Below are 21,931 nucleotides of genomic sequence, written 5' to 3' on the forward strand. Positions count from 1 at the left end.
TACCATATAACTATGCACTTTGATAACGCTATTTATACTTAGGAGGTTTTTATGAAAAAGTATCAATGGAAAGATATAAGATGGCGTAACTTTTTACTTATTCCCATTTTAATTGTTGCGTTTATGATTATCGCAGTGATAGCAGGCATTTTTGCAATTATATTTACTGAATATTTTGGGACTACAGTGAATCATCAGAAATGGGAAGCATTATCTGTACTTATGCAGTTGACAGCATATATCGTTGTTGTTTTCGCATTCTTTTTAATCAACATTGATTTATTTAAGCGTTGGATGAAAGAATGGTGGTTTGGAATTAAAAAAGGTTGGCTTTGGATTGGCGGCTTATACTTAGTATCGTTAGGAGTCATGTATGCATTTGGAGAAATCAAAAAATTTTTTCCACAGATTTTTACAAATGAGACGACTCAAAATGAACAACTCATCGAACAATTATTCTCAATTCCGCAGATGCTTCCATTTAATTTTTTATTGATTGTACTTTTGGGGCCTATCGTTGAAGAAATTTTCTTTAGACACATTTTAATAGGTGAACTTGGAAAAAAATTCAATTTCATTGTGATGAGTCTCATCTCTGTTATTCTATTTTCGGCCATTCATTTAGTTAGTTTCTCAAATTGGGTAGATATCTTTGATTATTTGATTATTGCTATTCCATTAGTATTTTTATATATGAAGTATAGCCGTAACTTAGGCGTCGCTATTGCTTATCACATGTTAAATAACCTTGTTTCATTTTTGATAAGCGTGTTATGGTGAAAACAAAGCCCTTAAAATTAAGCATTACATAAACATAATCGTGCTTGGATAAGTGGGGGCAGGACGACGAAATCAATAGATTTCTGTCCTGCTCCCTATTTATTTTTGCATGTTTTTAAAATAGTATGGAGTGTATGGATATGTTGTTGTTTTTTTGCATAAATGCCGATGTTTCTTTTTGTATGGGGTAATTGTATGTGTGTAGAGATCGTTATTAATTTTTTTCGTATAGGATTGTGGGCATATCGCTAAGCTTTGACTGGTTGCGATAAAGTTTAATATAGATTCTCTATCTTTTACATAAGATAGATTCATAGATTTTGGGTTTATCTTATTGTTTTTAAAGCTAAATGAATCTCCAGGTGCTTCCAATAAATAAAAATGTTCTTGTGTTAAGTCGTTCATCGTAATATTTGATTTATTATTTAGAGAATGATTTTTTGAAAAAACAATTTCATAAGGTTCTTCAAACCAATTTTCATAGTGTATGGCATCTTGTAATTCAATTTGTTCTCCAATTACTAAATCTAATTCATCTTGTTGTAACTGATTTACTAATTTATGGGTACTGTTTGAAGAGAATAGTTTGATACGTTGGTGTTGTTGGTTCATTTCATATAGCATATCTAATGGGAAATTAGAAATAATACCTACTTTTAAAACGTCACTATCCTGCTTTTTTAAATTATCAATTTGCTGTTTGATTGATTTAAGCGCTTTATATAATGTGATACCTTCTTCTGTTAAGCTAACCCCTTTAGATGTTGCATCAAATATCTTATATCCAAAATAATACTCTATTTGTAAAATCCTTTTTTTGATTCCAGGTGTACTAATGTTTCTTTTAATCGCTGCTTTGTTATAGCTTTTTGATTCAACAACAGCAATCAAATCATCTATATACTTAATATCCATATTAACCCTCTTTTAACTTATAGTTTATAGTCATTATACTAACTGGTTATTCCTTGGACTACAATATATTGCTAGCATTGAGTGAGTAGAGGAGGAAGCGATATGTATATTTTATTAAATGTTTGCAAGAGGAGAGGAATATGAAAGGTTCGATACAGTTTATCTCTTCTATGATAATTTTCGGAACGATAGGCCTCATTATAAAGCAAATTCAATTATCTTCTATAGAAATAGCAATGTTTAGTAGTTTTATTGGTTGCACATTTTTGATATTGGTTTATGTTCTATGTCATAAAAAGTTAAATGTTGCTTTTTTGCTAGGTTATAAAAGACTCATGATCATTTCAAGCGTCGCATTAGCTGGGAACTGGGTTTTTCTTTTCAAATCATACCAATATACTACTATATCCAATGCGACGTTAGGTTATTATTTTGGACCTATTATTGTGTTAGTCTTGTCTCCATTTATTTTGAAAGAAGCATTAAGTAGAAAAAGTGTATTATGTATTATTGCATCGCTTATTGGATTGATACTCATCTTAAGTAGTGGTTTTTTGCAACCGGGATTAGAGGATGTTTTAGGTATACTCATCAGTATGCTTGCGGGCAGTTGTTATGCTTGTTTGATGCTTGCTAATAAAATGATGCCACAAGGTAATCGTTTAGATTTAACGGTCTTACAATTAGGCATGACTTCATTGATTTTATTGTGTTTCGTCTTTATTGTGGAAGGGGGCTTTGAGATTCATACACAAATTTCCGCATTACCCTACGTGATTTTGTTAGGGGTGATGAATACAGGGATAGGGTTTTGGCTGTTCTTCTCTGGAATGGAAAAACTAAAGGGACAGAGCATAGCACTCCTAAGTTACATAGACCCGCTAGTTGCAATTTTTATATCAGGACTGGTTTTACGTGAGCAATTTACAATTTTACAAATTATTGGAGGCGTTTTATTGATTGCGTCAACTTTTTTAAGTGAATTTTCGTTCAAAAGATTAAGAATTAGAAGGAAACACGAATTTTAAAGAAAGATATTTTAAATGAGTGTGAACAAATTACATTTTCTAAGCCACAAAAAAGCGACAAAGATAGCTAGTTTTATAGCATACCTCTACCGCTCGACTGAGTGCGATTAGTAATCGTCAGTTTTTAAATACTTTTTATAATTTTTCATTGTAATGTCATTCGTTTGTATCGACTTATGGAATGAATAATCAATGTCGTCAATCATTTTTAAATCGATGATTTCGGTATAATCGCCTCCGATATGATAAACGACTGCTTTCCATTCAGTACTATGACAAATCAAGCCAATAAATACGACATTGGCGAATCGCGGTCTTTGATGTGTTAATGGTTGAAAATATACGCCCATTACTTTACGTTCATGGCTATAAATCAAAATATCTTTGAAAAGCGGTGGAAGTGGAGGTGTATCATCACTTTCAAAGTCGATATAATGATCGAATTGTTTCATACTTCTTCTTAGTGATGTATTAGGCTGGCGCAATAATTTTTGGATAATTTGATTCATTTCAGCATAGTAAGGTAAAGCACTTTGGTGTGTACGCTCTTTTAAAATCAAGTAAAGTGCTAGAATTTCTTTATGCGTAAGTTCAATTTTTACATTTTGTTGATGGGACTGAATTTCATAGCCACCATGTTTACCTGAGTGTGCTAATATTTGTACGCCTTTCGCTTCCAATTCTTGAATATCTCTTAGTATTGTGCGTTTAGAGACATTTAATGTACGTGCGAGATCGATGGCAGACATTTGTGTTTGGTTTTGAATCAGTTGAATCAGCTTAGTTTGTCGCGCTTCTTTGTTCATTACCACACCTCCACATCATAATACGACTTATCAATAGTTTACCATATTAAATTAATAATGCTTATTAATAAGATTTTTTACAGTATAACGGAGCGATATGAATCACAAAATAGGTTGCGCTTTACACAAGATTCAAAAAAATTTCAAAAATTTAAAGAAAACGCTTACATTTTCTGTTCGTTTATGCTATAGTATGAATTAGCTACTAGGGGATGGTACAGCAAACATCAAACGAGGGGTTAACTATCAAATGATAGTGAAGTTTGACGTGATAAGTTGTACTTATGGCTAGTTAAACATCTTCAATATTTATTACTTACTTTCCTTTCTATGCCGGTTGGTTTATCCAATCGGTTTTTTATATTTTAAAAGGAACTCAATAGCAATAAACTATCAAAGTGGTTATAGATTTCTACTCGACGTCAAACAATCGTTGGTATATGTATATGCAACAAGGTATAATAAAAACAAGCGGTCGTAGGAGGGGATAATTGTGGTTTCTCAATATGATATTAACGAAATAGACAACGAAATTAAAACGTGGTTACAGGAGTTAAATTTGCGCATGCCATCGTTGATTGAAGAGATGCAAACGGATACGAAAAAGAACCGATTTGATTTGGTCACGAATGTTGATAAAATGATAGAATCTGACTTTGAAAGTTTTATCAATAAACATTATCCTACTCACAAGTTATATAGTGAAGAAGCACATCAAGCAACATTGAATTTAAAAGAAGGTTATACATGGGTAATGGATCCTATCGACGGGACGGCTAACCTAGTGAAGCAACAAGATGATTATTGTGTGATTTTGGCGTTATTCGTCGATGGGGCTCCAACATTATCATACATATATGATGTGCCGAGGCAAATATTGTACCATGCTCAAAAAGGAAAAGGGGCTTTCATTAATAACAAACGGCTAGCGACCGTAACGTCGCTTCCTTTGTCTGAAGCTATTATTTCATTTAATAACAAAGTGTTAAATGATGAAACGATGCATGAATTATTAAAAGCGTCATTTGGATACCGTTTAATTGGTGCGTGTGGTCTAGATTCAGCACGTGTATTTACGGGTCAATTTGGTGCGCATATTCATACCAATGCCAAACCTTGGGATATTGCAGCACAGTTTTTGTTTGCGGAGGAGTTAGGATTAGAAATGACGAACTTTGACAAACAACCGATAGATTTTGTAACAGGCGGCCCTTATATTATTAGCAACCCTGGCTGTCATGAGGAAATACTGGATATTTTATTAGCCGACGGAGGGTATAAAAAGGAACAGTTGCGTCTAAAGACTGATTTGAAATAATTCAATATACGATAACATAAGTGCATTGTAATAGAAAATGTAAATGTGTGGAGCAATCAACAGAATGGAGTGAACATGCTTTGGACTATCAAAGATCCAAAAAACGTAAAAATCCTATCGTTAGAGTATTACTTTGGATTGTAGGAATTTTACTTATTTTAACCATTGTAGCAGTAGCCTATTTAGCCTTTAAAGTTTTTGCAACAGGCGGTGCGATTCATAATCCGCTCAATCGTGAACATTCAACATTAAGATCAGGTCAAGTAGATATGGACAAGGGGGAACCTATCTCCATAGCACTTTTTGGAATAGATTCTGACCAAAAACGACAACAACAACACGACGGACAACGTAGTGATACGATTATGTTACTTTCAATCAATCCAGATAAGAAAACATCAGAAATTATTAGCATTCCACGTGATACACGTGCTGAAATTGTCGGGCGTGGTACGACAGAAAAAATCAATCATGCTTATGCATATGGCGGTCCCGATATGGCTGTTAAATCAATTGAAAAATTAATGAATGTTCCTATTGACCATTATGCGACTGTAGATATGGATGGATTAAAAGACACGATTGACACGGTAGGTGGAATTGACGTCGTAAGTAACGCCACTTTCACTGTACATGGCCAACAATATAATGAAGGTCAAAAAGTGCATTTAGATGGGGATCAAGCCATGGCATTTATAAGAAGTCGTAAAGAAGCCGGTGCAGGTGGAGACTTCGGTAGACAAGAACGCCAACAACTGGTCCTACAAGGTTTAGCGAACAAATTGACAAGTGCTTCATCACTTACCAATTTTAACGCTTTAATGAACCAATTAAGCGATAATGTAAAAACAGATATGACACTAGGTGAGTTGAATACATTCCGCAGTAATTATAAAGAAGGCAATGAAACAGTAAACAAACATCAGTTACAAGGGACGGACTCAACTGGAAGTGATGGCTTGTATTATTTCATTCCAGATGAAAATAGTAAGCAACAATTAGTTCAACGTTATCGTGACAACTTAGAGATTTAAGGATAGAAATAAAGACCAGAACATCAAAATGTTCTGGTCTTTATTTCTTAAAAAACACAATAGTTTTATAAGTTTAAAAAATAAAAGAGTGGAACGGATATCGGTGAGATTTCGTGGTGCCATTCTTTTTTATTTTGAATAAGTGAACTATCGTACAATTTTTGGTAAATAGTTAACATTTAGTGTGAAAGCGTTTAAAATAGAAGTGACTAAGCATGTGGGGGCATCTTAGGCATATAAAATGTTTTATAGGGGGAGAGATTATGCAAGAACATCTTATCGTAACATTAGATGGTAATGATTATCTTGTAGAACCAGGTAAAAATTTACTTGAGTTGATTAAAGAGCAAAACACCTTCGTACCTTCTATTTGTTATAACGAATCATTAGGACCTATTCAAACATGTGATACGTGTGTGGTTGAAATAGATGGCAAAATTGAACGTGCATGTGGCACAACAATTGATCGTTCAATGGTCGTTAATACACAAGGTGAAGCTGTACAAACGAGTCAGAAAGAAGCGTTAGATCGAATTTTAGAAAAGCATCAACTGTATTGTACAGTATGTGACTACAATAACGGCAACTGTGAAATCCATAATACAATGGATGAATGGGGCCTTGAACATCAAACGTATGCGTATAAACCAAAACCTTATGATGTAGATTTTGGTCCGTTTTATCGTTATGATCCAAATCAATGTATTTTATGTGGACGTTGTGTGGAAGTTTGTCAAGACGTCCAAGTCAATGAAACATTAACGATTGATTGGGAACGTGAACAACCACGTGTAATTTGGGATAACGACGTTTCTATTAATGAATCTTCTTGTGTAGGCTGTGGGCAATGTGCAACCGTTTGTCCATGTAATGCCATGATGGAAAATAATATGGTTGGTAATGCAGGTTACATGACAGACATCGAACCAGGCTCATTAGCATCAATGATTGATTTAACGAAAAAAGCCGAAACAGGTTATGGTCCGTTATTTGCAGTCTCTGATTCAGAAGCAGCAATGCGTGAAGAACGTATTAAGAAAACAAAAACAGTTTGTACTTATTGTGGTGTAGGTTGTAGTTTTGAAGTTTGGACTAAGGATCGCGAAATTCTTAAAGTACAACCTTCTCATGATTCACCTGCCAATAAAATTTCTTCTTGTGTAAAAGGAAAGTTTGGTTGGGACTATGTGAATTCAGAAGAACGCCTCACAAAACCGTTAATTCGACGTGGTGATCAATTTGAAGAAGTTGAATGGGAAGAAGCCATTCCATATGTTGCTCAACGTATGAATGATATTAAAAATGAATATGGTTCAAATGCACTTTCATTTATTTCATCTTCAAAAGCAACGAACGAAGAATCTTACTTAATGCAAAAAATGGCACGCCAAGTTTTTGGGACGAATAATATCGACAATTGCTCGCGTTATTGTCAAGCACCTGCGACGAAAGGTTTATTCCGTACGGTAGGACACGGTGGAGATTCTGGATCAATCGATGACATTGGTAATGCAGAGATGGTCATTACAATTGGTACAAATACTGCAGAGGCACATCCGGTTATTGCATCACGCATTAAACGTGCTCATAAACTTTTTGGTCAAAAATTGCATGTGTTTGATATCCGTAAACATGAAATGGCACAACGTGCAGATGCATTTTATCAACCGTATCCAGGAACAGATTTGGTTTGGTTATCTGCAGTGACAAAATATATTATTGATAACGATTGGCATGACAAAGCTTTTATCGAAAAGTGGGTTGACCATGCTGGAGAATATTATCAATCATTAGAACCGTATACGATGGAATTTGCTGAAGAAACGACAGGCATTCCAAAAGAGCGATTAATGGACTTAGCAAAAGAAATTGTTAGTGTAGATACCGTAGTTGTATGTTGGGCGATGGGCGTGACACAACAAGAAACAGGTTCAGATACGAGCACGGCTATTTCAAATATGTTGCTCGCTACAGGTAACTACATGAAGCCAGGTGCAGGCTCTTATCCATTACGTGGACATAACAATGTTCAAGGGTGTTCTGACTTTGGTAGTATGCCGGATAAATTCCCAGGCTATGAAGGTGTAGCGGATGACGCTGTACGTGCACGTTATGAAAAAGCATGGGGCGTCCAATTGCCAAGTGAACCAGGGTATGACAACCATCAAATGATGGATCATATACATGCTGGAGATGTGCACAGTCTCTTTATTTTAGGAGAAGATACAGGCATTGTTGACTCGAATATTAACTATGTTCAAGCTGCTCTTGAAAAAGTGGATTTCTTAGTGGTTCAAGATGAGTTTTTGACGTTTACAGCTGAATATGCCGATGTCGTGTTACCAGCAAGTCCATCTCTTGAAAAAGATGGTACGTTTACAAATACGGAACGCCGTTTTCAACGTTTATATCAAGCTTTAGAGCCACTAGGGGATTCTAAACCCGATTGGCAAATTACACAATTAATCGCTAAAGCGCTCGGTTTTGATTGGAATTACACACATCCATCTGAAATTATGGATGAAGCTTCTGATCTAGCACCGCTATTTGCAGGTGTGAAGTACGAACGTCTTGAAGGATACAATAGCTTACAATGGCCTGTAGAAGCTGATGGCACGGATTCTCCATTACTATTTACAGAAAGATTTAATTTTGACAATGGTAAAGCTAAATTTTTCCCATTAGAATTTGATAATTTCTATAAAATTAATGAAGAATACGATTTACATGTCAATAATGGGCGCGTACTTGAACATTTCCATGAAGGGAATATGACGTATAAAGTACCAGGCCTTAAATATAAAATGCCGTCAGCATTCATTGAAATTTCGCCAGAACTTGCTGAAGAACGAGGCATCCATGAAGGTGCTGCTGTAAGATTAACTTCTGAAACAGGTGAAGCGAAAGGTCACGTTCATATTACAGATCGTGTGAAGGGGAAACAAATTTATTTACCGTTAAATGACAATAATGAATCAGCAATTAATTATCTTACGAGTAGTGTGACTGACCCAGAAACACATACACCAGCGTACAAATCAACGTGCTGTCGTATGGAAGTTTTAAGCAAGCGTGGTAAATCTCCAATAAATCCTACTAACTTCCGTAATCAACAGCGTAAACCACAGTATAGCGTAGCAATTGAGAAAAAATGGGAAAGACCAGATTATGTCTTCCCAGGGGATCAGGTGATGAAATAATGGCTGAAAGAATCTCTAAAATTAAACGCATTGAAAAATCAGAAGCAGAAATCAAGGCAGAACAAGTCGCAAAAGTAACGGATGCTATTGCTGAAAATAGCGAAAGTATATTAAAAGCAATTAAACTTGTTGAAGCATTAGATGAAGCCAAAATCCTTGATGCTTTAACAGGTGCAGTTCGACAGCGGAGTACGATTACTGAAAAGATTGTCACAGAGTTAAACAAAGATCAATATTCAGGTATCATTCATAATATAGGTCAAATGGCCTTCTTGCTTGGCGATTTAAATCCAGATGATTTAAAAATCTTAGTTAAGAAATTGAATAAGGGATTACATGTAGCACACCAAGCCAGTACCAATCAGCGCACATCAATAACTGGTTTAATGGGTATTTTAAAAGACGATGATATGAACCAAACTTTGACCTATTTCTTAAATATTTTAAAAGGCATGTCTAGATAGTGTGTCGTAGGCTCTCTTCAAAGAAATCATTGAAAAATGTAAACTTTGAAGGGAGCTTTAATATTGATGAAAAGAAAGCAGACTCATATGTTTCATGATAAAATGAGAGATGTTACTAAGGAGGGAAACTATGGATATCAAAATGATTAAACGATTATCAATGATTGCGAATGTATTGATAGTACTTGGCTTAATCTCACTTTTTTTCATAAATACTATCGTAGCAATTGTCTTTTTTTTGCTATCGTTAGGTTTAAGTCTAGTTGTATTTAATATGATGTTTAAAGGTAAAAAATGGATTCGGATCGTTGTGAATGTTTCGTATGCTATCGTTTTAGTGATAGTGATAGGTGTATTATTAGCAATGACTTAATCCAAATCGTATTTAGGGGAGTTATAGATGAAAGCTTTTATTAAAAAGCATCCATCTAGGGTGTTTATCATTGTCATTTTAGCTGTGTTTTTTATTTTGCTTTTTATAAATGAAACAACATTTTTTAAGAATGATAAAACAGTAACTTTTGAAGAAGCCTTTCAACGTCAAGTAAGTCAGGGGATTTATCATACGAAGTCCAATCAAAATCAATTCGTTGAAGCGAGCAATGATGATGTGAAAGCTGCGATGCGCGTCAAATGGCGTGATTCTGATTTAAAGTATATGGATATTTCAGAACCGGTTCATTTATCTGAAGAAGAAGTGAATCAAATGTTAAAAGGTAAAGGTATATTAGAAAATCAAGGTAAAGCATTTTTAGAGGCGCAAAAAGCAACAGATGTAAATGTTATTTACCTAGTTAGCCATGCGTTAATTGAGACAGGTGAGGGACATTCGCAACTTGCCCGTGGTCTGAAACATGGTAATCAACGTTATTACAATTTTTTCGGTATTGGCGCGTTTGATAGTCATGCGGTTGAGACTGGAAAGAGTTACGCAATTGAAGCGAAATGGACTTCTCCTGAACGTGCGATAAAAGGTGGCGCTCATTTTGTTAGAGATAACTATTTTAAAAACGGTCAAATTACGCTATATCAGATGAAATGGAATCCACAAAACCCAGGCACGAATCAATATGCGAGTGATATTGATTGGCCTTCGAAAATTGCAGAACATATGCAACCATATTATGATAAATTTGGCATAAAAAAAGAAGATGTCCGGAGAGATTTTTATCGAAAATCATAGTTTAATAAAACGATATTAAGTGTTGACCAAACATCGTGACAAAACATCTTAGGAATGATGGAAAGGTATAATGAGGTGAAAGAAAATGAAAATTGGGATAGTAGGCGCTGGTATAGGAGGTCTTACACTAGCTGCTTTATTACGTGGTAAAGGATACGATGTTTATGTGTTTGAAAAAAAGACACATATAGAAGAAGTAGGTGCAGGTTTAGGTATTGGAGATAACGTACTTCAAAAATTAGGGGGCCACGATCTAGCTAAAGGGCTTAAAAATGAAGGTCAACTTTTAGAAACGATGCGTGTGCGTGACGATAAAGGTCAAGTCCTAAGTGATGTTACATTTTCTAAAGAGACGACCAATTTAGCGTTGCTCCGTCAATCTCTTGTCGAAACGATAGCGTCTTATGTTGATATAAAAGTGATTCATTTTAATCGTGAAGTGACAGATATTAAAGTGAGCGAAACCGGTGTCTCCCTCGACTTCTCTTCATCACCGACCGAGCATTTTGATCTTGTCGTAGGTGCAGATGGTTTGCGCTCTAAAATTCGCCAAACCGTGTTTCCAGATAGTAAAGTCTTGTATCAAGGTTATACATGTTTTCGTGGTATCGTGGACGATATGAGTCAAATAGGTCAAGTGGCTGAAGAATACTGGGGGAAAAAGGGAAGATTTGGAATTGTACCGTTGCTCAATGGCAAAGCGTATTGGTTTGCGACAATGAATGCTAAAGAAAAAGATGTGAAATATTTACATTTTAACAAACCATACTTACAAGCGTACTTTAATCACTTCCCTGAAAAAGTACGTACAGTACTAGATAAGCAGTCTGAAACTGACATTTTACATCATGATATTTACGATTTAAAACCATTAAAATCATTTGTTTATCAAAATCGTGTTGTATTAATAGGAGATGCTGCGCATGCTACAACACCTAATATGGGGCAAGGTGCAGGTCAAGCTATGGAAGATGCTATCGTTTTAGCTAACGTTTTAAATAAATATGACGTGCTACAAGCGCTCAAGCGTTATAATCAATTGCGCGTCAAGCATACGGCTAAAGTTATCAAACGTTCAAGAAAAATTGGCAAAATGGCGCAAAAAGAAGGAAGTTTAGGCATTAAAATGAGAAATAAGTTTATGCGCACTATACCAAATCAACTGATCGCAAGACAAACGCGATTTTTATACAAAACAAAAAGTGAATAAAAGACAAATATATTAAAGTGAGTGCACTGAAAAGTAAGGCCCAATTGGGCAATCAAAGCGTGCAATGACAACTTTATAGCTATACCTCTACAATATGAAATGAAAAATGTAAAAAATGTGCGTAAATTGGAAAAGCTTTCCGCTTGCCATTTACGCACATTTTAATTATGCATTAACGATATAGTCAGGTGTTTCACCATTCGCTTTTTTAATTAAGTTTTGAGCTACAATTTTAGCCATCATATCACGAGCTTCGTAAGTGGCGTTACCAATATGTGGTGTAATGACAACGTTATCTAAAGTTTTTAAGCCTTCTGTAATCTCAGGTTCGAATTCATATACATCGAGTGCAGCACCTTCAATGGTTTTGTTTTGTAAGGCTTCAAGTAATGCTTTTTCATGAACAATAGGGCCTCTAGAGGCGTTGATAAGGTAGCTTGTTGGTTTCATGCATTTTAATTGAGCTTCATCAATCATATGTTCCATAGAAGGGTTATACGCTGCATTGATAACAACAAAATCTGCACTTTGAAGTAGCGTTTCTAAATCCACGTAAGTTGCATCAAGCGCTTGCTCTTTATCTTCTTTGCGATGTGGACCTGTATATAAAATTTCCATATCAAATCCCTTAGCTCTACGTGCCACGGCGCTACCGATTTCACCTAGGCCGATAATGCCAATCGTTTTACCTGACACTTCACGTCCTCGGAAGAAATGTGGCGCCCAGCCATCAAAGCCTTCGTGACGCATTAATTGGTCGCCTTCAGGAATACGGCGTGCAACAGCAAGTAAAATCCCCATCGTTAATTCTGCAGTTGCATTAGTAGATGCTTTAGGTGTATTGGATACGCCGATGCCTTTTGATTTAGCATAGTCAATATCTACATTATTAAAACCTGCGCCATAATTAGCGATGAAAGCCAACTGTTTTCCACTATCAATTACGTCTTGATCGACGTTTGTAGATAATAAGCTTACAAGACCAAAAGCATTTTCGACGCCTCGCTTTAAGTCCTCTTTACTAATAATGCCCTTTCCTTCATAGACTTCAACCTCAAAATGTTCATTTAATAACTTAAGGCCAGCATCTGGAATAGGACCAGCAACAAATATTTTTTTCATCGAGTTTCCCACCTTTCTGTTCAAGTATAAAGTAAACGCTTTCTTCATGGCAAGGCATGATGATTATAGAAAAATACGAGAAGTATCAATATAATGTTGTTATTCGTGAGTGACGGTCCAATGTCAAATAACCCATGCGATTTTAGTATATATGCGAGGGGATGAATTACGTGGTTTTTAGGTAGATGAAAAACTGGAAGCGTGATATTTTTATTTCTCTTTTTAAAGCAAAAAAATAGGAAGATGAGACATAGTGTATCAACAGATCAATGTTAATACGTTTGTCCCAACCTCCTTATTAAGTGATTGTAATATATTAATTTATGTGAATAAAGCTGTATGAACCAACTTCGCTAGCCGAAATTGTACGCTCACTTATATTGAATGGTCCACCATCATAATTCATTTCAGAAACAGTAATTGAACCGTCTTCATTAACAGATTCAACATATGCCACGTGTCCCATTGGTCCTTCAGAAGATTGCATGATTGCACCTTTTTCAGGAGTATGGTCTACCGTAAATCCAGCCGCAGCGGCTGCGCTTGCCCAACTGTTTGCGTTACCCCAAGTTGAGCCGATCGAACCGCCAACTTTGTCATAAACATACCAAGTACATTGACCTGCTGTGTATAAATTACCAGCAGAAGTCACACCTTTAGAATGTGTTGATGTTGAAGTTGTTGTAGTGTTTGAACCATTTGTATATGAAGCGGCATTATTTGATGTGTAATCGTACTGTGTTGTTCCACCATTCGTATTATAATTGTAATTCCATGTATATTGATAGCTACCTTCAGCTGCATCCGCTTCTTGGTGATTTAAACCAATTGCTGCTGCACCTACTCCTGCTGTTAATGTTGTTATTGTAGCGATTTTCTTTAACATAATAAAAGTCCTCCAATGATTAAATATTTTTAGTATTGATGCTTTATTTGCTAAAAGTTTTACTGAGTATCTGACTCAAAACGATAACTTTGAATCGCTTGTTTAACGACAAAACACACTTTATCAAAAAAAATAAGCTTTGTGTGAAATGTTACAGTTTTGTAATCAAATTTAAAAAGCCTTATTCCGTTTTGTAATGATGTAACATAAGACACTTTTGTTAAAAATGGAACTAAAAGAGGTGGGGGATTTTTTAAGATATAAGCATTCAACATTGTGAAGATATACTGAAATTAAGGAAAATTACGCATATAGAAGAGGTCAATGATAGCGCTAACGCATCATTGACCTCATGATAAAATTTGAGTTTTTTATGTTGTTAAAATATTTTTTGTAATGTTTTTTGTAACAATTTTAGTACATATTATTTGAAGAAACGAATTGAAAGTGGTGGCAAATAATCTTCGCCATTATAAGCTTTAACAATCGCAACAATGTGAAAAATAAATGATAATAAAAGGATAATAGGTAAAGCAAAAAGTCCAATTAAAACAATGATTAGTATACTAGCTAAAATGGTCCAAAGTGTATAAGAGATTATAAAATTAAAGTAGTTTTTACCCGTAACATCCACAAATTTTGAGTTCTCGTATTTTATAAGCCAAATGAGCAATGGCCCTAAAATTGTAGTGAAGAATGATGTTACATAAATAAGTACGGCCATTAAACGTTCTTCTTCAGTCGGATATACACCACCAGGGGAAGAAACCGTACCATTCTTTATTTCATCATAGTGAGTCATTCCCTAGTTCACCTCCATTTGTGGAATTTTAGTGATGTATCCATATTAACATATATTGTGATAAATTTCATTTTAAGAGATGTATGAAAAGGCCCTTCAAAGCGGGTTTGACAATATATAAGATTATCTATTTCATTTTAGTCATACGTTTGTTAACATGCTTATGAGACATATTTATAGAAAATTGAGGAAATGGGGAGAGCATTATGAAAATTGCGATTGTAGGGTCAGGTAATGGCGCGGTGACAGCTGCTGTCCAAATGATGGATAAAGGGCATGACGTGCGCTTGTATTGTAGAAATCAAAGTATTCATAAGTTTGATCAAGCGAAAGCAAAGGGAGGCTTTCAATTTAATGATGAGGGACAAGAATCATTTATACCATTTACAGATATAAGTGATGATATGTCGTACGTTTTAGAGGGGGCAGAAGTGATTATGCTCATTATTCCTTCTTCATTTATCGAATATTATGCAGAATTGATGGCTTCGTATATTCATGAGAATCAAATTATCTTCTTTAATATGGCAGCAGCAATGGGCTCGGCTCGATTTATTAAAGTACTCAAAGAACTGAAAAATGAAGTGCGTCCGATTTTTGCAGAAGCGAATACGTTAACTTACGGTACGCGTGTTGACTTTGATAATGCCATTGTCAATTTATCGTTAAATGTACGCAAAGTTTATTTCTCCACTTTTAATGAGGCAGATTTAACTGAAACCTTTAAAAAAATAGAAACGTTATATCCATATATCGTTAAAGAAGAAAGTTTATGGCGAACAAATTTAGAAAATGGTAACCCAGAAGTACACCCAGGACCAACGTTATTAAATGTCGGACGTATTGATTACAGTGGTGATTTTGCTTTATATAAAGAGGGTATTACAAGACATACTGTAAGATTATTACATGCCGTTGAATTAGAACGACTCACATTAGGGCGTAAGCTCGGCTTCGAACTTGAAACAGCTAAAGAAGGACGTATCGAACGCGGTTACTTAGAACGTGAAGATGAAGATAAGTCACTTAAAAGTTTATTTAATGATAGTCCTGTGTTTTCTCAAATTCGAGGTCCACATCAAGTAAATAATCGTTATTTAACAGAGGATATCGCCTATGGTCTTGTTTTATGGTCTAGTTTAGGTCGTGAAATCGGAGTTCCAACGCCTAATATAGATGCGATTATTGTCATTGCTTCTACGATTTTGGAACGTGATTTTTATAAAGAAGGTTTAACAATTGAAGATTTAGGCCGCGAAAACGTCGGTTTAACATCCTATTAATCGTGAAGGGGAGATGATTAATGAAACGTCAACCTACTTTGTTAGATTCTGTATCAACGATTGTTGTGATGATGGTCGTCGTTTGTGTAGGGTTTCTCTTTTTTAAAATACCTGTACAACCTTTACTGATTATTGCTTCAGCATATGCCGCTTTTATTGCATGGCGAGTGGGCTTACGATGGAAAGATCTTGAAGAGGGGATTACAGAACGCTTAGCTACAGCAATGCCAGCGCTTTTTATTATACTTTCAGTTGGGATTATTGTAGGAACTTGGATGTATTCAGGCACCGTTCCGGGCTTGATTTATTATGGCTTGAAATTTTTAAGCCCACAATTTTTCTTAGTCTCTGCCTTTTTAATTTCAGCGGTATGTTCAGTGGCCACTGGTACAGCATGGGGTTCTGCATCTACGGCGGGTATCGCGTTAATTGCGATTGCGATACAAATGGACATTCCAGCCGGTATGGCAGCAGGTGCAATTATTTCAGGCGCTGTGTTTGGTGACAAAATGTCACCATTATCTGATACAACCAATTTGGCTGCCCTTGTGACGAGAGTGAACATTTTTAATCATATTAAACATATGATTTGGACAACGATTCCAGCATCATTAATTGGTATTGTGATTTGGCATATTGCTTCAATGGGATTAGCGCATCAAGCGAACACTAAAAATATCCAAAATTTGTTAAATGATATAGATTTGATGTATCATATTAACATTTTCATTTGGATTCCTGCACTTGTGATTATTATATGTTTGGCTTTGAAAATGGCTACTGTCCCAGCGATGTTAATTTCAAGTGCTTCTGCGATTATAGTAGGGGCAGTTAACCACGGTTTTAAAATTCAAGATGGATTTAAAGCAACATTTAAAGTTTTTACACCAGATATGTTACTCACTAAAACGGATGCGCTTTCTAAAAATGCATTAACCCTTATTGAACAAGGGGGCATTATGAGCATGACTCAAATTATCGTCACGATTTTTTGTGGTTATGCATTTGCGGGAATTGTTGAGAAGGCAGGCTGTTTAGACGTATTATTAGAATCAATATCTAGTAAGATTAACCATAGAGGTTCATTGATATTAGTAACAGTTATTGGAACGTTAACAATGGTACTTGCGGCAGGCGTAGCTTCTATTGCGATTATTATGGTGGGTGTATTGCTAATGGATATGTACAATAAAATGGGTTACGATCGCGTAAATTTATCGCGTACACTTGAAGATTCAGGGACAATGGTGTTGCCATTAATTCCATGGGGGACATCAGGAGTTTACTATACACAACAATTAGGCGTAGAAGTAAGTGAATTTTTCATTTGGGCAATTCCTTGTTATTTATGTATTATTATCGCATTATTTTATGGTTTCACAGGTATCAGTATTAAAAAAACCAAGCAGAAAATGAAGGTGTCACACCGATACGGTAAGCTGTGAACAAACTATTTTGATAATATGTACAATTTATAGGTTTAAAATGTCAATTTTCGGTAATACTAATAATGTAAATGAGGTAAATCCATATATTACTCAATAGTGCTTTGTAGCGAGGATACTATTAGAATCTGGAATTTACCAATTTATTAATCAATATTTACTAGTTATAAAAAGTCCTTCTATTGTTAGGGTTTCATCTTTGTTTAGTATTTTGTAGCGATTGTACTTTACAAAGTGGAACCCTTATTTTTATGGTTCTGTTATGACACAAAAATAAGGGAGTGGGACAGAAATCTATTTGATTTCGTTGTCCCACCCCCACAAGGCTGACTAGGGTTGAAATGAGCTAGTAAGCGAAGTTTCAATCCAGTCAGCTACTGTGCTTATTAGCAGTTACCTTCTCATTATAGAAGTGGGACAGAAATCTATATGATTTCTGTCCCGCCCCCTTAACTAAAAGATATTTGAAATATTTAATAGTGATCGGAATTAGTGAATGTAATTATAGCTTGCAGCTGCACTTGCTGAAATCGTACGTGATGTAACAACACCCGGGCCATGACCATAATTCATTTCAGAAACAGTGATTGAACCATTGCTATTTACAGATTCTACATATGCTACATGACCAAAAGGACCTGAAGCAGTTTGTAAAATCGCGCCTGCTTTTGGTGTATTGTTAACAGTATATCCTGCTGAAGCAGCTGCGCTTGCCCAATTGTTTGCATTGCCCCAAGTTGAACCAATTGTACCGCCTACACGATCAAATACATAATATGTACATTGTCCTGCAGTGTACAAGTTAGAACCAGATGTTCCTTTTGAAACAGTACGTGTTGCTGAAGTTGATGTTGTATATGCGTCGTTTGAAGCCGTTGTTAATTTAGGCGCTGATGTAGTTGCTAATGTTGTGTAGCGTTGTGCCGGAGCTGAAGTAGATGTTGTATAAGCAACGTTGTTTTGAGTTGTGTAACCATTATATGAAGCTTGACCACCATTAAATTGAGATGGTGACCAATTACCTTGCCATGTAAAATGGTATTGGTTATTTTGGTCAATTGTATAGCTATAGCTATATGATGTTGGATCATTTGGGTTATAACCACCGTTGTATTCTGAAGCGTGTGCTTCATGTCCATGAGCTAAAGTGATTGCAGCTACACCTGCAGTAGCGATTGTAGTTGTAGCGATTAATTTTTTCATTTGAAAAAGTCCTCCTAAAAAGTTAATACGTTTAGATTAAAAGACTGTGTGCATAAGCGACTGAACGACGATAGTGTTTGTAATAATTTACATTATCTTAACAACGAATAATACTCTAACAAAAAAAGTGTTGTTTGTGGGTGTCGTTAACATTTTGTAATTTTTAAGAAAATTCCCATGAATTATTTTGGAATAAAATGATATGTAAAAGTGTTTATTCATAGACTTTATAGTGTTCAGTAAATAAAATTTGGATTTGTGTGAAAACAATTGTTACTGTTTTGTAATATGCTTGTCATTCGAAAATAGATTGTTTCAAATTGAGCTAAAATTTAAAGATGTGTATTAAAAGACGCCATACCTACTATTTTCATGCTCAGAATGGCTTTAGGACGCAGATAATTATCAAAAAAACGATGAAATCTATGAATACAATGCTGTCTTGATCTTTAATTTTGATAAAAACACAGATTAAGTATTTTCCAACAGACCTTGATATAATCAAGATAAGACTATTTTTGAAGGAGCGGATTGTAATGATTCTTGATCGTGTGAATCCAGAAGATTTATTTCCAACTGAAAAAGAGGGACCAGCTGTATTAGGTATTATTGAATATGAGGTACAAGGACAAAGTGAATATGAAGGCGCATATATCGCAACGAATGAACGTCTGATTATGAACGTAGATATGAACGGGCAATTTTATTATCGAAATATTCCTTATGAAGATATTTCAAGTGTTGCTTACGAAGACGGCGTACTTTGGTTCGATTTTGAAGTGGGGAAAATCGCAATGAAAGAGATTAAGAGTCAAAATGTTGAGGCATTTATCGACTATGTTAAACAATATATGAAGTAATTTGAAGAGGTTGGGACACAATCGTGCGCTTAAATTACAGCTACTGTTTTTTGAGCGTCGTAATTGATTGTGACTCGGCCTATTTTCATGTTTAAGGGAAAATTTTTAGAGCGTACAAAAAAGGGAAAAAAGACGGTTTATCAAGTAGATATTTCTAATTCGAAATAAATTGATTGACACACCGTTAAAACGGCACTATAATTTAGGTATAAAAAATATACTTAAGAGAGGTGACAATTCATGAAAATAGAATTAGGGTTAAGTTCATTTGCAGATAATCACGAAATTTATACCGAAGAGGGTTCATTTCCTGCAATTTCAAATGCTGAGCGTATTCGGAACATTGTTGAAGAGATTCAAGTTGCCGATGAGGTCGGATTAGATGTATATGGATTGGGAGAACATCATCGTCATGATTATGCAGTTTCTAGCCCAGCTACCGTGCTAGCAGCGGCAGCTTCAACAACGAAAAATATTAAATTATCTTCTGCGGTAACAGTTTTATCGTCAGACGATCCAGTACGTGTATATCAACAATTTTCAACAGTAGACGCTATTTCTAATGGACGTGCTGAAATTATGGCAGGACGAGGTTCATTTATCGAATCTTTTCCGTTATTTGGCTATGATTTGAAAGATTATGAACAATTATTTGACGAAAAATTACAGCTATTAATGGAAATTAATCAAAATGAAATTGTACATTGGGAAGGTCATCTAAGATCAAGTATTCATGGTTTAGGAGTTTATCCAAGAGCGGATAAAACAATGCCAATTTGGCTTGCTACAGGCGGTACACCTGAGTCTTCCCTTAAAGCAGGATCACTGGGTCTACCGATTACGTATGCGATTATAGGTGGCAACCCTAAACGTTTTGCGAGAAATGTTGCGATGTATAAAGCAATGGCCGAGTCTCATGGATATCAATCTAAAGATTTACGCATTGCGTCACACTCTTGGGGGTATATTGCAGATACAGATGAAAAAGCACAAATAGAATATATGCCGTCGACTGAAGCACATTACAATATCATCGCCAAAGAACGCGGATGGCCACCATTTACGTATGAACACTTTCAAAGAGAAATTGGTTCGAATGGGGCAATGTATGTAGGTAGTCCAGAAACAGTTGCGCAAAAAATAATAGAGACGATTGAAGCATTGGGACTAACGCGATTTATGTTACATTTACCAATTGGTTCTATGCCACATGAACGCACGCTTAAAGCGATTCGTTTATTTGGTGAAAAAGTAAAACCCATTGTAGATGAATATTTTGAAAACAAATAATAAGGAGAGGTTGTATGATGTTATTAAGATATGCAGCAAATTTAAAAGTAGCAAAAGAATTATTAGAGGCAGCTAAACCAAAATTGAAAAATGATAAAGGATTAAGAGAAGCATTTGAATCTTTTAATCTATCACCAGAACTCGTACGTGTAGTGGGGGCGGCTGAAACAGCTGCGGCAGTACTTTTCGGGTTAAGTATTTTTAGTAAACGTTTATCGCAACTAGGCTCTATTATAACGATTGTTGTTTTAGGTGTCGCAATTCAAAAACATTTTAAAGCAGGACATGGTAAAGAAGGTGCACAACATGCCATTGATGTCGTGTCTTTAGCTGGTTTAAGCTTAGCTGACACTTTAGTAAGTCGTAAATAAAGTGTTGATGTATAACGCTACGTAAACATAACATAGCCACCTAAAAGAAGACATAAAAACGTCTTTTTTTGGGTGGTTATTTTACATGGAACCTAAAAATTTGGAGATTTGAGAATATTTTGAATTTAACTTCAAAAAGTAATTGAAAAAACTGCGCGCACGGTTTAAAATACAACTGTTAATAAATTAAATTTCCAAGTCAATATAGTTTTTAGAGAAATAGAAAATTTACGTATACATCTTGGATAGACAACTGCTGAGGTGATTAAATTGAAGAAATATCCAATCAAAAATATGAAAGAATTCATTGAGATTACACGTACAACAAAAGAAGTATTTAGCAACATTAAGAAAGAACATGCACTTACATACGAAGAATTGTATATTCTTGTGCATCTGCATGAAAACGAATTGCCAGCGTATAATGTTAAAGACATCATCACAGTATCCAATTTTAAACCGTATTATATTACTAAAGCCCTCCAAAAACTTAAAGAAAATGGCTATTTATCTAAAAAGCGCAATGAACATGATGAACGGACGGTTATTATTGAAGTTTCACAAGAACAGTATCAAAAGATCAAACAGCTTTTTAACGAAATTGAAGCTCAGTTTTAATCAGTCATTTTTGAAAGAAGGATGCATTATTGAAATCGTAAAAAAGATTTCTTCCATATAAAGGATGCGTCATTTTCTTGTAAACATGTGGCATTCAAATCAAAGAGAGTGAG

Annotated in this window: 21 protein-coding genes; 15 read left to right on the top strand and 6 right to left on the bottom strand. The window is 35.3% G+C overall.

The features are described from left to right. Positions 1-51 precede the first annotated feature (51 nt). Positions 52-780 (top strand): CPBP family intramembrane glutamic endopeptidase, encoded by a 729-nt coding sequence (locus tag LN051_RS02330; RefSeq protein ID WP_229293021.1) that lies wholly within the window; start codon positions 52-54, stop codon positions 778-780. A 99-nt stretch (positions 781-879) separates the two neighbouring features. Here LN051_RS02330 and LN051_RS02335 read toward each other — a convergent pair whose 3' ends face one another. After that, positions 880-1,695, bottom strand: a complete 816-nt coding sequence (locus tag LN051_RS02335; RefSeq protein WP_229293022.1) for a LysR family transcriptional regulator — start codon at positions 1,693-1,695, stop codon at positions 880-882. A 140-nt stretch (positions 1,696-1,835) separates the two neighbouring features. Between LN051_RS02335 and LN051_RS02340 the strand changes: the two genes are divergently transcribed. After that, a complete protein-coding gene (locus LN051_RS02340) occupies positions 1,836-2,723 on the top strand; it encodes a DMT family transporter (protein ID WP_229293023.1) in 888 nt (295 codons plus the stop codon). 107 nt (positions 2,724-2,830) lie between these two features. Here the strand turns inward: LN051_RS02340 and LN051_RS02345 are convergent, their stop codons facing one another. After that, positions 2,831-3,529 (bottom strand): helix-turn-helix transcriptional regulator, encoded by a 699-nt coding sequence (locus LN051_RS02345; protein ID WP_229293024.1) that lies wholly within the window; start codon positions 3,527-3,529, stop codon positions 2,831-2,833. Between the two features lie 565 nt (positions 3,530-4,094). Here LN051_RS02345 and LN051_RS02350 point away from each other — a divergent pair. The 7 genes from LN051_RS02350 to LN051_RS02380 all read left to right on the top strand — a co-directional run bounded on the left by LN051_RS02350 (position 4,095) and on the right by LN051_RS02380 (position 11,938). Beyond that, entirely contained in the window at positions 4,095-4,847 is a 753-nt protein-coding gene (locus tag LN051_RS02350; protein ID WP_420854003.1) for an inositol monophosphatase family protein, read from the top strand. 80 nt (positions 4,848-4,927) lie between these two features. After that, complete coding sequence (locus LN051_RS02355) at positions 4,928-5,881, top strand: LCP family glycopolymer transferase (RefSeq protein ID WP_229293602.1); 954 nt, start codon at positions 4,928-4,930, stop codon at positions 5,879-5,881. A 263-nt stretch (positions 5,882-6,144) separates the two neighbouring features. Further along, complete coding sequence (gene fdhF, locus LN051_RS02360) at positions 6,145-9,081, top strand: formate dehydrogenase subunit alpha (protein WP_229293026.1); 2,937 nt, start codon at positions 6,145-6,147, stop codon at positions 9,079-9,081. Next, positions 9,081-9,545 carry a helical membrane plugin domain-containing protein gene (locus tag LN051_RS02365; protein ID WP_229293027.1) on the top strand — a complete coding sequence of 155 codons (465 nt, stop codon included), beginning with the start codon at positions 9,081-9,083 and terminating at the stop codon, positions 9,543-9,545. The genes fdhF and LN051_RS02365 overlap by 1 nt, the downstream gene beginning before the upstream one ends. Positions 9,546-9,675: 130 nt before the next feature. Then, positions 9,676-9,918: a hypothetical protein gene (locus tag LN051_RS02370; protein ID WP_229293028.1), complete on the top strand. Its 243-nt coding sequence runs from the start codon at positions 9,676-9,678 to the stop codon at positions 9,916-9,918. Positions 9,919-9,945: 27 nt separating this feature from the next. Beyond that, the gene (locus LN051_RS02375) at positions 9,946-10,728 is read left to right on the top strand and encodes an N-acetylglucosaminidase (protein WP_229293029.1); all 783 of its coding nucleotides are present in this window, start codon (positions 9,946-9,948) and stop codon (positions 10,726-10,728) included. Between the two features lie 85 nt (positions 10,729-10,813). Further along, complete coding sequence (locus LN051_RS02380) at positions 10,814-11,938, top strand: FAD-dependent monooxygenase (RefSeq protein ID WP_229293030.1); 1,125 nt, start codon at positions 10,814-10,816, stop codon at positions 11,936-11,938. 165 nt (positions 11,939-12,103) lie between these two features. On the opposite strand, the gene LN051_RS02385 is transcribed toward LN051_RS02380, so the two are convergent. The 3 genes from LN051_RS02385 to LN051_RS02395 form a co-directional block, all read right to left on the bottom strand. Next, positions 12,104-13,060 carry an NAD(P)-dependent oxidoreductase gene (locus LN051_RS02385; protein WP_229293031.1) on the bottom strand — a complete coding sequence of 319 codons (957 nt, stop codon included), beginning with the start codon at positions 13,058-13,060 and terminating at the stop codon, positions 12,104-12,106. 316 nt (positions 13,061-13,376) lie between these two features. Next, the gene (locus LN051_RS02390) at positions 13,377-13,946 is read right to left on the bottom strand and encodes a CHAP domain-containing protein (RefSeq protein ID WP_229293032.1); all 570 of its coding nucleotides are present in this window, start codon (positions 13,944-13,946) and stop codon (positions 13,377-13,379) included. A gap of 424 nt (positions 13,947-14,370) precedes the next feature. Next, positions 14,371-14,748, bottom strand: a complete 378-nt coding sequence (locus LN051_RS02395) for a DUF4870 domain-containing protein (RefSeq protein ID WP_229293033.1) — start codon at positions 14,746-14,748, stop codon at positions 14,371-14,373. A 206-nt stretch (positions 14,749-14,954) separates the two neighbouring features. Between LN051_RS02395 and LN051_RS02400 the strand changes: the two genes are divergently transcribed. Further along, a complete protein-coding gene (locus LN051_RS02400) occupies positions 14,955-16,031 on the top strand; it encodes an NAD/NADP-dependent octopine/nopaline dehydrogenase family protein (RefSeq protein WP_229293034.1) in 1,077 nt (358 codons plus the stop codon). A 20-nt stretch (positions 16,032-16,051) separates the two neighbouring features. Then, on the top strand, positions 16,052-17,476 hold the full coding sequence (gene nhaC / locus LN051_RS02405; protein ID WP_229293035.1) for a Na+/H+ antiporter NhaC: 1,425 nt from the start codon (positions 16,052-16,054) through the stop codon (positions 17,474-17,476). A gap of 489 nt (positions 17,477-17,965) precedes the next feature. On the opposite strand, the gene LN051_RS02410 is transcribed toward nhaC, so the two are convergent. Beyond that, positions 17,966-18,679 carry a CHAP domain-containing protein gene (locus LN051_RS02410; protein WP_229293036.1) on the bottom strand — a complete coding sequence of 238 codons (714 nt, stop codon included), beginning with the start codon at positions 18,677-18,679 and terminating at the stop codon, positions 17,966-17,968. Positions 18,680-19,215: 536 nt separating this feature from the next. Here LN051_RS02410 and LN051_RS02415 point away from each other — a divergent pair. The 4 genes from LN051_RS02415 to LN051_RS02430 all read left to right on the top strand — a co-directional run bounded on the left by LN051_RS02415 (position 19,216) and on the right by LN051_RS02430 (position 21,818). After that, positions 19,216-19,539 (top strand): PH domain-containing protein, encoded by a 324-nt coding sequence (locus tag LN051_RS02415; protein ID WP_229293037.1) that lies wholly within the window; start codon positions 19,216-19,218, stop codon positions 19,537-19,539. Positions 19,540-19,779: 240 nt separating this feature from the next. Then, positions 19,780-20,829: an LLM class flavin-dependent oxidoreductase gene (locus LN051_RS02420; RefSeq protein ID WP_229293038.1), complete on the top strand. Its 1,050-nt coding sequence runs from the start codon at positions 19,780-19,782 to the stop codon at positions 20,827-20,829. 17 nt (positions 20,830-20,846) lie between these two features. After that, positions 20,847-21,200, top strand: a complete 354-nt coding sequence (locus tag LN051_RS02425) for a DoxX family protein (protein WP_229293603.1) — start codon at positions 20,847-20,849, stop codon at positions 21,198-21,200. Positions 21,201-21,494: 294 nt separating this feature from the next. Next, the gene (locus LN051_RS02430) at positions 21,495-21,818 is read left to right on the top strand and encodes a transcriptional regulator, SarA/Rot family (protein WP_229293604.1); all 324 of its coding nucleotides are present in this window, start codon (positions 21,495-21,497) and stop codon (positions 21,816-21,818) included. Positions 21,819-21,931 lie beyond the last annotated feature (113 nt).

The sequence above is a fragment of the Staphylococcus ratti genome (assembly GCF_020883535.1).
GTDB classification, from domain to species: Bacteria; Bacillota; Bacilli; order Staphylococcales; family Staphylococcaceae; genus Staphylococcus; species Staphylococcus ratti.

What these genes read in the sequence shown, in the direction of transcription:
- LN051_RS02330 (WP_229293021.1), top strand. Translation starts at nt 52, where the DNA reads ATGAAAAAGTATCAATGGAAAGATATAAGATGGCGTAACTTTTTACTT.
- LN051_RS02335 (WP_229293022.1), bottom strand. Translation starts at nt 1,695, where the DNA reads ATGGATATTAAGTATATAGATGATTTGATTGCTGTTGTTGAATCAAAA.
- LN051_RS02340 (WP_229293023.1), top strand. Translation starts at nt 1,836, where the DNA reads ATGAAAGGTTCGATACAGTTTATCTCTTCTATGATAATTTTCGGAACG.
- LN051_RS02345 (WP_229293024.1), bottom strand. Translation starts at nt 3,529, where the DNA reads ATGAACAAAGAAGCGCGACAAACTAAGCTGATTCAACTGATTCAAAAC.
- LN051_RS02350 (WP_420854003.1), top strand. Translation starts at nt 4,095, where the DNA reads ATGCCATCGTTGATTGAAGAGATGCAAACGGATACGAAAAAGAACCGA.
- fdhF (WP_229293026.1), top strand. Translation starts at nt 6,145, where the DNA reads ATGCAAGAACATCTTATCGTAACATTAGATGGTAATGATTATCTTGTA.
- LN051_RS02365 (WP_229293027.1), top strand. Translation starts at nt 9,081, where the DNA reads ATGGCTGAAAGAATCTCTAAAATTAAACGCATTGAAAAATCAGAAGCA.
- LN051_RS02370 (WP_229293028.1), top strand. Translation starts at nt 9,676, where the DNA reads ATGGATATCAAAATGATTAAACGATTATCAATGATTGCGAATGTATTG.
- LN051_RS02375 (WP_229293029.1), top strand. Translation starts at nt 9,946, where the DNA reads ATGAAAGCTTTTATTAAAAAGCATCCATCTAGGGTGTTTATCATTGTC.
- LN051_RS02380 (WP_229293030.1), top strand. Translation starts at nt 10,814, where the DNA reads ATGAAAATTGGGATAGTAGGCGCTGGTATAGGAGGTCTTACACTAGCT.
- LN051_RS02385 (WP_229293031.1), bottom strand. Translation starts at nt 13,060, where the DNA reads ATGAAAAAAATATTTGTTGCTGGTCCTATTCCAGATGCTGGCCTTAAG.
- LN051_RS02390 (WP_229293032.1), bottom strand. Translation starts at nt 13,946, where the DNA reads ATGTTAAAGAAAATCGCTACAATAACAACATTAACAGCAGGAGTAGGT.
- LN051_RS02395 (WP_229293033.1), bottom strand. Translation starts at nt 14,748, where the DNA reads ATGACTCACTATGATGAAATAAAGAATGGTACGGTTTCTTCCCCTGGT.
- LN051_RS02400 (WP_229293034.1), top strand. Translation starts at nt 14,955, where the DNA reads ATGAAAATTGCGATTGTAGGGTCAGGTAATGGCGCGGTGACAGCTGCT.
- nhaC (WP_229293035.1), top strand. Translation starts at nt 16,052, where the DNA reads ATGAAACGTCAACCTACTTTGTTAGATTCTGTATCAACGATTGTTGTG.
- LN051_RS02410 (WP_229293036.1), bottom strand. Translation starts at nt 18,679, where the DNA reads ATGAAAAAATTAATCGCTACAACTACAATCGCTACTGCAGGTGTAGCT.
- LN051_RS02415 (WP_229293037.1), top strand. Translation starts at nt 19,216, where the DNA reads ATGATTCTTGATCGTGTGAATCCAGAAGATTTATTTCCAACTGAAAAA.
- LN051_RS02420 (WP_229293038.1), top strand. Translation starts at nt 19,780, where the DNA reads ATGAAAATAGAATTAGGGTTAAGTTCATTTGCAGATAATCACGAAATT.
- LN051_RS02425 (WP_229293603.1), top strand. Translation starts at nt 20,847, where the DNA reads ATGTTATTAAGATATGCAGCAAATTTAAAAGTAGCAAAAGAATTATTA.
- LN051_RS02430 (WP_229293604.1), top strand. Translation starts at nt 21,495, where the DNA reads ATGAAAGAATTCATTGAGATTACACGTACAACAAAAGAAGTATTTAGC.